This window comes from Clostridium sp. 10cd*, from assembly GCF_044336395.1.
Lineage (GTDB): Bacteria > Bacillota_I > Bacilli_A > Erysipelotrichales > Erysipelotrichaceae > Clostridium_AQ > Clostridium_AQ innocuum.
Genome location: NZ_CP172347.1, coordinates 1,761,349 through 1,773,468, shown reverse-complemented (window position 1 = coordinate 1,773,468; position 12,120 = coordinate 1,761,349). Strand labels below are relative to the sequence as shown.

Below are 12,120 nucleotides of genomic sequence, written 5' to 3'. Positions count from 1 at the left end.
CCCTCCATTTGTTATGTACAGTATATCGTATTTTTATTGCTGCATATATACTTTTCATGAAATTTGAAGATTTTATCATAGCCAATGCATTTATCTGTGTTTCGGAAAATAAATTCTCACACACGATAAGCATCTCTTTTCACCATAACAATAGAATATACGAAAACTGGAGGCATATTCCGATTTTCAAAATCACTGCCTCCAGCTTTTTATATGTGTTTTTCCAATAAAATGACCTCATCACAACGCTTCGCAAGCACAGGATCATGCGTAACCATAACAACCGTCTTTCCTTTCTGATTCAAATCACGCAGAATCGAAAATACCATATCCCGATTTTCCTCATCCAGATTTCCCGTAGGCTCATCCGCAAGGATCAGTTCACAGGGCTTTACCATCAGCTTTGCCAGTGCTACACGCTGCTGCTCTCCACCAGACAGCTGACAGATTTTCTGTTGTTCGATACCGTACAGTCCCACCTTTTCCAGCACCTGCGCAATGCATTTCTTTTTCTCTTCCTTACCGGTCTTCACATATTCCATGGCACTCATCATATTCCACAAAACCGTATCATTATCCGACAATCCGTAATTTTGAAACAGGAAGCCGATTGTGTAGCGGAGCTTTTTCACCGCTCTGCTGCTGTTTGCGCAAACCTCCATTTCATCATACTGCACACTTCCCCTGCTCGGACGCTCCAGCAAGCCGATAATATTGAGAAGCGTTGTCTTTCCACAGCCGCTTGGACCGCATATCGCAATCATTTTTCCTATGGGCAATGATAGGGTGACATCATGTAGAACCGTATGTTTTCCGTATGTGTGTGTAATATTCTTTAACGTGATCGACTTCATCCGATATGCACCTCCCTGCTTTGATTTCGTACACCCTTATCTTTTACATAGACAAACAGCATCGACGCAATCAGACTGATCATCAGAAATACACCTGTGATTTTCCATTCCTCCTGTTGATGAAACAATGCGATTACAAACACAAAGGGTGCTGACAGCTCAGTAAACAACCGTAGATATACCCTGAAAAAGGAGGTTCCCTGTACTCGTCTGACAAAAATACGCTGTTGAAAGGAAAGCAGATACAAATGTGTATACTCTGCCATAACCAGCAGAATCAGCAATGCGGAGGGAACAAAATGCTCCCCGTTATGAACTGAGGTCAAAGTGCTCAGCTTATCCATATCCATATATACATAATTTGTTACCTTCTTCCCCAGACGAAAGGCATCATCACTATATACAACATAAAACATCGGGGAATCTGTATCCAGCATACTGTCCAGCAAAGAAAAATCCACAGCATCCACCTGCTCATCCTGAATATACAGCCTCTCAATCCGATTGCCGTATGTTTCAAGATAGCTGACATCCACAGTATTAAGCGATTCAGGAAGCAGGATATACACCGTATCCTTTTTGTCCGTTAATTCAATAAGGCTGCCATCCCGTTTTCTAAGAGGAAAGCGCTTTGTATAATTCAGATTCACTTCCGCATACGGCTGCAGCTCCTCTCCTTTTGGGATAACATCCTTTCGATAATAGATACCTCCTTCTCTATTTATCTTTTCGTATTCTTTCAGATGTACCTGATACATTTTATTCTGAATAAGCTTTTTATTTCTGTAATCCTCCTCTACGGACTCCTCATCATAGCCGTCAAAGCGATATCCGTCCTGATAATCAAACGCATACACATACGATTCCAGCATATCCTGTTGGCGCAATAGCGCTTGAAAGGTAGGCAGATTCAACTGCATCTGTTCCCATGCAGTCGAGCAAAGCGGCATCAGAATAAGAAGGGCGAGAATGCCATATAGATAATTCAGATTCATAAACCATCTGGTAAAGCTTCTGTTTTTTATAAATGCATAGACAGGACAGCGCAGAATCAACAGAACCGTACCTGCAAATGCAAGAAACATACCGATCGAAAACCCAATCCAGAAGAAAGAAAGCAAAAGGATCGCCTCATAGGTCTGTCTGGCGACAAAGCCTATCATCCAGATATAAGCAAGAACAATACTGAGTAACGATACAGCCAGGATTTGAAAAAACAGCCTCTGATACAGTAACCTTCCAATGCGCAGCCCTGACATTCCCATACTTTTCAATATGCCGATGGTTTTTAATTTCTGATTCACCAGCATGATGAGAAGCAGCCCCAGCAATAGGAATGTTATGATTCCCATCGGAATTATGTTCTCTTTCAGATAGGATGAAAGCGTAAATGCATGTCGTTCAAAAGCTCCCATATCCTGTATTGCACCTGGATACTGCTGAGAGATATCGGTAAGAAAGGCATCTTTATCTGTATCCTGATCAAAATACAGGATATAATCTCCTGCGAGATTTTGAAATCTCTGATTCAGATTTTGAAATGGCTGAATAACCAGACGAATGTCCTGATTGAATAAGCGCAGGCTGTTTTGTTTTGTATCATAGCGCAACTGATTCTCATATACAAGATCATGCTCACTAATCTTGGAAATATCCATGTATTGAAAAATATCATAGGGACTATAGAGATACCAGATATAATCAGAATCATGCTGTTCTGTTCTTATCACCGTACAATTAAATTTTTGAGATAAGGCCTCCATGGTATTTATCATTTGTTTATGATCGAATTCATTGCTTTGCGGGGTTATTTCGAAAAAAGTCGCTTCCTTTTCTCTTTCCAATCCAAAGAAGCCCTGGATATCGGAAATATCGCGTTCATAAAATGCAAACTTCACGCAATAAACAACAAGAATTTGAGAAATACAGACCAATATGCATATTATTTTTTTCATATCGTAGCAAGAAAAACGGTATATATTTGTACCGTCACTCATCTATGCTTGTCCACCTCCATGCGTATGAGAATCATAATCTAGAAACAAGCTTTAAATATTGGATATCTATATTTGTTTCTACTGTGCGATTTGTAACTTTAATTGTTGATTTGACCTTAATTCTGCCATTAACGCTATAGGAAATCCAATGCTTACGGATTAAAGTCCTTCCCTTTGACTTCTTATATTCTATATACAAAAATAATAGAAAGCATATCGCGTCATAATTAATAAAACAAATTGAATCATCAGCTGTTTTTCTTGTGAAAGTCGCTGAAAAAGTATCATTACAAGCGTAAAAATGAGCCATTCTCCGATTGTATATAGCATAATAACTGCGATAGATACACGAATAGCTTTGCTATTATATTGCAAAAAGATTCTAAATAAACATAAAATCATGCAAGACATACCGCTGTATTTTACATACCATGTATACATCCCATGCTTTTGAAGTCGAATTGCCATTCCATATTTCATACGAAAATAAGGGAGTAACATATCACTATAGAAAAGCATATCACAGATAAGCCATAATAACATGGCATACATGAGCTGTATTTTTGGTATACCAAACAAAATCATCATGATATCTTCAGCCTCAAGAGCAGAAAACACTATTAGCAAAATAACTTTTATATACAGGAATCTTCCTTTCTTTATAATTCCATTATCTTTCCATTTTCTACACATAGTTTTCTATCAAATTCAATTTCATCCATAACATCATGTGATGCAATGATTACGGTTTTCCCTTCCTCATGGAGTTCCTGTATTATTTCATAAAACGTTTGCTGCGCCTCTTTATCCAATCCACGCATCGGTTCATCAAGCATAATAAAATCTTGATGTTCCATGATGGCCTGAATGATTCCCACTTTCTGAAGCATCCCTACGCTATACTTTTTTAAAGGTTTTTTATTGTACAGAGCAAGATTAAATCTATTAACCAGCATCTCTACTTCCTGTTTATGAAAGGGTGAAGTTAACTGATATAAAAAACGAAGATTATCAAATAATGTTTCACTTCCCATATACTCAGGATTCTCAATTAACGCACCTATTTTCACCTTTTTCATCCAATTCAATGTACCAGTGTCCGGTTCTAGTAAACCGGCTATGATTTTAAATATTGTAGATTTACCACTTCCATTCTTCCCACACAAATAAAGAAGCTCACCTTCATAAAACGTCATATTGCCATCTGATAAAATGCTTTGGTGTCTAAATGATTTTGAGACATGACATATTTCCAAAATCGCCTTTTTCATAAGAAAGCCTCCTTTTTCATTTTTCTGCAGGCAATAATTAAAATACTGATTCCACCTCCAAAATACACAATGGTTCCGATAATAAAATTATAAAATCCAATAGCTTCCATTAAACTACCCGGCGCAAATAAAGCAATCGGCAATATGCAGGATGGCATAGCCATAATCTCCGAATTTTGAGCATACCATGAGAATTGTAACAGAAATGGGTGTAAGAAACTGGATATGGAAAATATACCAATAAATAACAGTAGAGGCGTAAAGAAAACATATAGATATCGATTGCGTATGACATAACAAAGAGAAAACATGAAAATAGAATATATGCATATTCCTATAACAGTCGTAATAAAATAAATGAGAAAATCCGGAATATCATATGTTCCCAGAAAATAAGATAAAAGCTCTTGTCCAGATGGAATACCGTTCGGCTGTATGAATGCAATTACATAGCTGTTGAATAAAACCACTGCATATAACAATATCGAGAAAATTAATGTATATTTTGTGATTTGCTTAATGGAATAGAAAAACATCTGTTTTATTCCCACTCTAATCATCATTTGATGGATGTAACCACTACTTACAGCTTTATGATAATCCATCAATATTACATAAGGAAATAACAGCATCAAAAGCATTTCAAACCATATACTTCTCGGAAATGATGTTGTGAAATAAAACTGATTCAGCGGTGTCGCTTCTTGGTAAGCCTCCATATAGGTTATCACCCATTGCAATATGGTAAGGATAACCAATATCGTCGCTACTCTAAAACAATATTTATTTTTAGAAAGCATCATGTTTGCCCCTTTCTATAAAAATGCGACTGGTATGAATATATAATGAAAAAAAAGATTTAAGACAACAAGCAATAATAACATTATTTTATGAATATCTTCTGTAATGCTATAGATAACAATTCCTTCCAATAGAAGAAACAGAATGAAATTTGCAAATAGAAACAGTATCACTAAAACTGTATTCTGAATATACTGAACATTAAACGAACAGAGAACGATATAGTTTGAGACAACAAACAGGCTTGCATCTGCAGCTGCATTTCTCCATAATATCCTTTCAAATTTGTGCTTCATTAATCGAACAATTATGGATTTATGTATAGATTTATATATTGAATATTTTCTATATAAATAATAGATGATGATATTATTTGATATCAATGTGATGTAATGGATTCTCATAAGATAATCATCAATTGATATATCTCTTGTATATGCGCAAATATAATATACAATACTCAGCAGATAAAAAAATGCTAGCAATATATTTTTTTTAAAATATCTCGTTTTTCCCCACATCATAATTAACCTTCTCTCTCAATAAATGAGACAGAATTCCTCTGTCTCATTTATTTTACCATGGTGTAAATTGTACATCGACAGTAATATTATTTGGTTCAGCGCCCTGTGAGAAAACTCTTCCTCTGAACAAACTACCTGTTAAATAGACGCCCTGATCAATATCCAGAGGTTGGAGACTACTATTTAATTTTTTTTGTCCCTGTCTCGCAGCAGGATTTCCATCACTGTGACAAATTCTTCCATAAGCACCAAGCCAGGCACTGGTAACACCACTCATCTTTCCATTATTCGTAGCATTTACCTTCATTCTTGAACCGGTCATATCTGAACTTCCGCCACCAGGAATAGACAGTCTACCTTGATAATATTGAGCAGATGCTGCACCGACACCTATTGTTGTGAAAAATAACATACCTGTAAATATCAATACGTATAATTTTTTCATAAATTTTTAAGTGCTTACTCTGGATGAAGGCTGCCCTTTCCTCCTTTTTATTCCTCTATAATAATACCTCCACCTCTAGGTTGTATGCCTGGCCTTGTTATTATTCCTGCATCTGAATACAGAAACGCCGGGCATACAAACGGTAAAATAAGTTTTTTCACAGCTATCATTTTATTTTCCTCCTTATTTTATATAATTATTATAAATTACTCCTTAACGACATACAAGACATGCAGCTAATCATAAAAAATCTTCTTATTTTCCTCGTTTATTCATGATTCTCATCGATTTTTTCCGTACATATACATGATAATCATAGATTGCTTTATATCCTTTCCCGTTATCACACAATAACTCAAGCTCCTCCTCTAAAATTTTAAGATAGAGTTTATCATTTATTTCAAGAAATGGTAAAACCTTTTTTATTAGATATTTCTTTTGTTCTTCATTATTAACTGTTTCAAGATTATAAAAGAACACATATAATAACCAATCAACCATATCGCCCTTTGCAACATCATCCGTTATCAAGTATTGATGCGGTATTGGAAGCCTCAACATGCGATATGCATGAGAGATACAGATTTCGCAACGCACAAGCTTCCTGTCAGAAAGCTTAATAGCTTCCTCCAGATATTCAATACTATCCTCATATCTACCTGCATATAACAAAAGTGTCCCCATATTCATATAACCGGTACTTTTTTGACGCAAAGATAGTTCATCATTGGTCAATAGAAAATTTTTAATTTTCTCTATATATTTACATGCCATACTGATATCAATATCAATATAAGCTGCTATTAACTTCATATATAAATAATACAATTGAATCTTATTATTTGTTTCCTGAAACAGTTTCTCCAATTCTTTTCCAGTATCTAAAAAATTCAGTATTTTGCCCTTTCGTAAATCTGCATTCATTGCAAACAACTGATTGGATAACAGTTGCGATGCATGATACTCATATTTATTCAACACATATCCTATTTTTTCATCTTCATTATGATTCGCATATACATATAGATAATACATTGCCAATTGCTTCAAATCATTATGAAATACGGTAGTAATCGCATCAAGATGATAGAATTCACTTTCAGTGATGACTTGATCCATAGCACTGAAATATGCTTTTAAAATTTCAAACAGCCATAAGATTTCTTCATAGTAGAGAACCCCTCTACAAATTTCAAGCCTTCTACATGCTTTTTCCAACACATTTATGCTTTCCTTTTCTTTTCTAAAATCCATGAGTTTACATACCTGATGCGCTGTTTTATCTATAATCTGATTCCATTCATCGTCTTCCATCACTCGTTTGTTTAGTTTTTCTGCAGCAAATTCGTATATAACATCCCGTACCAACATACGTTGTTTTTCCAAACCGCAGTATAGCTTTGAAGAACATACAGGAAGCTTTGTATCGCTATTTGTATAAAATGCTGACTGTTGCCAAATACCTTCCCCTGTTTCCTTCAAATTCTGATTCCTATAATAGGGTATCAATATATTTAATTTCTGTTTATATGAATCCGTTAATTTCATATAGCATCATCCCTTTCCCCAAGCTAAATATAACATATAGCATATATAAAAAAAAGACAGAATTTTCTGCCTTACTCTATTAATACTATATTTAATGCTGTTAAGCTTTCATTATTTTATTAGGCGATACCATAATTTACTTCATGAAATCCTCTGCAGCTTCGCCATATAAAACCCATCCGTATGTGCAGTATACGGAAATATTGTTCGTTCCTCTATCAGGGTGAAGTTCTCATGCTCCTTTAAAAACGCCTGCACCTGCTTTTCGTTTTCTTTTTTATTCAGCGTACAGGTGGAATATACAAGAATCCCATGTTCCTTTACATGCTCGGCACTCTTTGCAAGGATCGCCTTTTGAATCGGAATCAGCGTATCCATATCACCGCTTTGCATATGAACCTTGATATCACTTTTTCTGGCTAATACCCCATATCCGCTGCATGGCACATCGCATAATACACGATCAAACAGAATTCCTTCGACTTCCTTGAGCTCTGTCGCATCCATAACCTGCGGTTTTAAAATCGTGATACCAAGACGCGCAGCACCCTCCCTGATCAGTTCTACTCTATGCTCATGAATATCGCCGCATACAATGCTGCCATCATTCTGCATCAGCTCAGCCATATGGTTCGCCTTTGTACCCGGTGCACTGCACACATCAAGAATCTGTTCTCCTTTTTGCGGATCCACGATACGTGCAATCAGCTGACTCGCTTCATCCTGTATGGAAAGCAGTCCCTGCGCATACCATGGTGTTGCGGCCAGCGATGCATCATACAGCAAAGCATCCTCACTCAGATATCCCTTTTGAAAGGAGGAATCCTGCTTCATCAGCTCATCTCTTGTTATTTTCCATGTATTTACGCGGGCAGCGTTTGGCTTTGTTTCCATATCCGCTTCACAAATCTTTTGTGCGTTATCCCAGCCGTACTGTGCCTTCCACATCTGTACAAGCCAGGTTGGATGAGAGGTCCTGATTGCCAGAGCTTCCTCCTCTTTGCCTGTGATTTCCCGCTTTCCTCTGCGCTGTACAGCGTGCAGTACAGCATTGACAAGCTTTGCCATGTTCCCATGAATCTGCTTCTTCGTGATTTCTACAGCATCATTGATAATCGCATAGGCGGGCAGCTTGTCCATGTAAAACAGCTGATACACACTCATATCCAGTAAAACACAAACCTCATCACTGGGCAGCTTTTTCACACAATCTTCCCACTGATAGCGGCACAGCCGGTAGTTTTGCAGAGTACCGTAAACAATCTGCGTGATCAGCCCCTTATCCTGCGGCTTGGCCTGATTCAGTCCCTTGCGCAGCAGCAGATTACTGTAGGTCTTATGTAAACAGATATCCCTCAGCATCGTATAAGCGATTCCTCTTGCGTTCATAAATATCCCCTCTTCCTGAAAAATTGTCGATAATACAGATAGCAGCCATAGGTGATCAGAAAGCCCATCGCTGTATCACTCAAAAAATGAGCACCCATAATCATGCGTGTCAGCGGCATGAAAAGAATTGCCGTTCCAATCAGCAGATAACGCCAAACGGACGGTTTCTCATACGGATTCTTTTTCCATTGCAGCCAGCACATAAGGGTTGTAAAGGCTGTTGTGTGACCGCTTGGAAAGGAATTGCTGCCAATCGATCCGCATGGCTTATACCATACACAAAACTGTGCGGCATCCTGCATATCGCGATAGCGGATACGTCCCCACGCCAGCTTGAGAATCGTCGTAATCAGCACCGCACTCAGCAGTACAAGTGTATAAAACACAAAAAATGAAAGATGCTTCTGTATCCAGTTATAGGGAATACGCTGTATCACTAGCTGCACAACAGCGATTAGTCCACCGCTTCCTGCAAGCAGGAGCAGTTGTACACCACTGTTCTGCAGGGAAACCCAGTAATGTAAGGCATCCTGCAGCATATAGTAGGATGCCGCATAGCCGATTAAAAGATAAAAAGCATTTTTCTTTACACGAAACAGCATCGCCATGGCAAGCACGGTCATCATTTGTACAGGTAGTAGTAAAAAGCGTTCAAATATCATACCTGTCATTGGAAGCGTCTGGTACAAGGTATCCGTGATCTGATAATCATAAACTGCACCGAAAGCTAACAGAAGCAGGGCCGCTCCCACCGGTATCCATTCTTTTTTCTGCATAACAGCCTCCTTAATCCAGCGCGACCGGAGATACATCGATATCCAGTCTGGCCTTTTCCTTTGCGGCGAGATGTGCATCATAAACCTCTCGGACACATTGCCCCAGCAGCTCCTGCTGTTTTCCCTTCAGCAGGATGCGCATACGCATCTCATCCTTGCGCTTTGTCAGCTGTGCCGGTCCCAGAATTCGATATCCCGCATGCGCTTCCAGCAGCTTTTTTGCTCTGGCGGCAGCCTTTGCGACCTCCTCCGGTGAGGTATGGGAAAAAATCATGGAGGCCAGATAGGTATACGGTGGATAGCCTGCAATATGCCGGTATTTCATTTCGTTCTGAAAAAAGGCTCGATAATCATGGTGCGCCGCACACTGTATGGCATAATGTGTTGTATCGTATGCCTGAATAATGACCTCCCCCGCCTTGGCACCGCGCCCGCTTCTTCCCACCGCCTGCTCCAGCAGATCGTAGGTCAGCTCTGCACTGCGATAATCACTGCGATTCAGCATGGCATCCCCGTTGATGATACCAACCAGTGTCACATTTTCAAAATCCAGCCCCTTTGCAATCATCTGTGTTCCCATAAGAATATCCGCCCTGTGCTCACCAAAGGCAGCCAGCAGCTCCTCGTGGGCATTTTTTTTCCCTGTCGTATCCGCATCCATGCGAATAATCCTGGCATCCGGAAATTTGATCTGAACAAGCTCCTCCAGCTTTTGCGTACCCAGCCCGAGATACCGCCAGGTATCACTGCCGCATTCGGGACAGTAATTCGGTACCGGCATCGTATATCCGCAGGTATGGCATTTCAGCTGTTTATCATCCTTGTGATAGGACATCGCCACCTCACAGTGCGGACACATTACGACATGGCCGCAGCCGATACAGCGAAGGATCGGTGTATAGCCTCTGCGATTCAGAAGCAGAAGTATCTGTTCCTTTCTTTGCAGCCGCTCATACATTGCAGCCAGCAGCTCATTGCTCAGCAGATAGCTCTCTCCCCGACCGACCGCCTTGCGCATTTCCACCAGCTTTACATCCGGAAAGCTGCCATTGATGCGGCTTGGCATTTCAATCAGCCGATAAACCCCCTTAATTGCTCTAGCATAGGTTTCCAGAGAAGGCGTGGCACTTGCCAAAACGACCAGCGCATGATGATGTCTTCCTCTTTGCAAAGCGATATCGCGACAATGATAGCGTGGAGAGGAATCCTGCTTATAGCTGGTATCGTGCTCTTCATCCATGATGATGACACCCAGATTATCAAACGGCATAAAAACCGCACTGCGTGTACCGACCACGATCTGCACCTGATGCCGGCGGACAAGCTGATACTGCTCGTATTTCTCCTGTGCATTCAATCCGGAATGATAAATTGCCACATGACTTCCAAAGCGCGCCGTTACCCGGTTTACCATCTGCGGAGTCAAAGAGATTTCCGGTACCAGAATCAGAACCTGCTTTCCCTGCTGCATGACAGACCTTGCCAGCTGCAGAAACACCTCTGTTTTCCCACTGCCGGTCGCACCATGCAGTAAAACAACCTCATGCCCGCTTACCTTCTGCAGGATATGCAGCGCCTGTTGCTGCTCCGGGTGAAGGGGCAGATCCTGCTGTGTGATTTCCTTTGACAAAAGTCGTGCCTGCACTTCTTTTTCATATACCTGTGCCAGCCCGAGCTCTACCAGCTTTTTACCAGGTGTTTTATAAATCTGATAAAACTGTGAGCGAAGCATTTCCTTTTCTTCCTGCAGTGCCTGTAATGCGGCACGCTGCTTTACCGTCAGCCCATCCCCATCTTTCACATAACGTATCCAGGCTTCCCTCTTTGCATGTCCATGCGTTGATTTTGGTTTCAGCTTTGCCGGAAGCATGCACTGGAAGCAGCTGATCATCGGTACGATACAGGTTTTCGCCATCCATTCACCGAGAGCAAACAGCTCCTCATTCAGCAGCGGTTCCTCATCAATCACCTTGTCAATCGGACGTATGGTGAAGCCGTATCCGGCAGCCTGCTGCTCCGTGATCGTTTCTACCTGCATAACAAAGCCGATAATCGAGGTTTTCCCGAATGGCACCTGTACACGAACTCCCCGCTGTACAGAAAAGCCGTCGCAGGCATAGGTAAAGGTATGGTCCAGATGCATGATGGGATGTTCAACAAATACCTGTGCTATTTTCATATGCCGCCTCCTGTTCGAATGGTATTATTTTATCACAAACCAAAGCAGAATCCTATGCTGCATACCATATTTATATAGGAACAATATCACACTGAAAAAAACAGATCTGCATATCCCGGATTCATACCGCGCATATGCCGCAGACACAGGCTGAAAGAATCGTATCCGCTTATCACTACCTGATGAAAGCTTCATACAGGACTAGTCATTAAATATTGAAATAACTTTCAGTTTGCAAGTATACTCTTTACTGTCCGTCATCGCTTTCTATACCTGCATCAGCATTTACTGTTTTTTTCAGTGTGCTACAAAGCGCTAGCTCATGAACCAAACATT

General features: G+C 40.1%; 10 protein-coding genes. All 10 read right to left on the bottom strand.

Annotated elements, in window-relative coordinates:
- Positions 1-209: 209 nt before the first annotated feature.
- Positions 210-854: an ABC transporter ATP-binding protein gene (locus ACG3M1_RS08735; protein ID WP_008818950.1), complete on the bottom strand. Its 645-nt coding sequence runs from the start codon at positions 852-854 to the stop codon at positions 210-212.
- Positions 851-2,752, bottom strand: a complete 1,902-nt coding sequence (locus ACG3M1_RS08730) for a DUF1430 domain-containing protein (protein ID WP_227761306.1) — start codon at positions 2,750-2,752, stop codon at positions 851-853. Before ACG3M1_RS08730 ends, ACG3M1_RS08735 begins: the two co-directional genes overlap by 4 nt.
- Before the next feature lie 758 nt (positions 2,753-3,510).
- Positions 3,511-4,122 carry an ATP-binding cassette domain-containing protein gene (locus ACG3M1_RS08725; RefSeq protein WP_009269404.1) on the bottom strand — a complete coding sequence of 204 codons (612 nt, stop codon included), beginning with the start codon at positions 4,120-4,122 and terminating at the stop codon, positions 3,511-3,513.
- Entirely contained in the window at positions 4,119-4,841 is a 723-nt protein-coding gene (locus tag ACG3M1_RS08720; RefSeq protein ID WP_009587813.1) for a hypothetical protein, read from the bottom strand. Before ACG3M1_RS08720 ends, ACG3M1_RS08725 begins: the two co-directional genes overlap by 4 nt.
- A 658-nt stretch (positions 4,842-5,499) precedes the next feature.
- Complete coding sequence (locus tag ACG3M1_RS08715; protein ID WP_224721058.1) at positions 5,500-5,892, bottom strand: hypothetical protein; 393 nt, start codon at positions 5,890-5,892, stop codon at positions 5,500-5,502.
- A 47-nt stretch (positions 5,893-5,939) separates the two neighbouring features.
- Positions 5,940-6,062, bottom strand: coding sequence for a hypothetical protein (locus ACG3M1_RS08710; RefSeq protein WP_021421135.1), 123 nt, complete (start codon positions 6,060-6,062; stop codon positions 5,940-5,942).
- A gap of 85 nt (positions 6,063-6,147) precedes the next feature.
- Positions 6,148-7,440 carry a hypothetical protein gene (locus ACG3M1_RS08705; RefSeq protein WP_009269407.1) on the bottom strand — a complete coding sequence of 431 codons (1,293 nt, stop codon included), beginning with the start codon at positions 7,438-7,440 and terminating at the stop codon, positions 6,148-6,150.
- Positions 7,441-7,581: 141 nt separating this feature from the next.
- Positions 7,582-8,829 (bottom strand): 16S rRNA (cytosine(967)-C(5))-methyltransferase RsmB, encoded by a 1,248-nt coding sequence (gene rsmB, locus ACG3M1_RS08700; protein ID WP_008818957.1) that lies wholly within the window; start codon positions 8,827-8,829, stop codon positions 7,582-7,584.
- Positions 8,826-9,605 (bottom strand): phosphatase PAP2 family protein, encoded by a 780-nt coding sequence (locus ACG3M1_RS08695; protein WP_002608427.1) that lies wholly within the window; start codon positions 9,603-9,605, stop codon positions 8,826-8,828. Before ACG3M1_RS08695 ends, rsmB begins: the two co-directional genes overlap by 4 nt.
- 10 nt (positions 9,606-9,615) lie before the next feature.
- Positions 9,616-11,784 carry a replication restart helicase PriA gene (gene priA, locus ACG3M1_RS08690; RefSeq protein WP_008818959.1) on the bottom strand — a complete coding sequence of 723 codons (2,169 nt, stop codon included), beginning with the start codon at positions 11,782-11,784 and terminating at the stop codon, positions 9,616-9,618.
- Between the last annotated feature and the right edge of the window lie 336 nt (positions 11,785-12,120).

Bases quoted from the DNA above. Each gene is read 5' to 3' on its own strand.
- ACG3M1_RS08735 (WP_008818950.1), bottom strand. From the start codon at position 854: ATGAAGTCGATCACGTTAAAGAATATTACACACACATACGGAAAACAT.
- ACG3M1_RS08725 (WP_009269404.1), bottom strand. From the start codon at position 4,122: ATGAAAAAGGCGATTTTGGAAATATGTCATGTCTCAAAATCATTTAGA.
- ACG3M1_RS08720 (WP_009587813.1), bottom strand. From the start codon at position 4,841: ATGGAGGCTTACCAAGAAGCGACACCGCTGAATCAGTTTTATTTCACA.
- ACG3M1_RS08715 (WP_224721058.1), bottom strand. From the start codon at position 5,892: ATGAAAAAATTATACGTATTGATATTTACAGGTATGTTATTTTTCACA.
- ACG3M1_RS08710 (WP_021421135.1), bottom strand. From the start codon at position 6,062: ATGATAGCTGTGAAAAAACTTATTTTACCGTTTGTATGCCCGGCGTTT.
- ACG3M1_RS08705 (WP_009269407.1), bottom strand. From the start codon at position 7,440: ATGAAATTAACGGATTCATATAAACAGAAATTAAATATATTGATACCC.
- rsmB (WP_008818957.1), bottom strand. From the start codon at position 8,829: ATGAACGCAAGAGGAATCGCTTATACGATGCTGAGGGATATCTGTTTA.
- ACG3M1_RS08695 (WP_002608427.1), bottom strand. From the start codon at position 9,605: ATGCAGAAAAAAGAATGGATACCGGTGGGAGCGGCCCTGCTTCTGTTA.
- priA (WP_008818959.1), bottom strand. From the start codon at position 11,784: ATGAAAATAGCACAGGTATTTGTTGAACATCCCATCATGCATCTGGAC.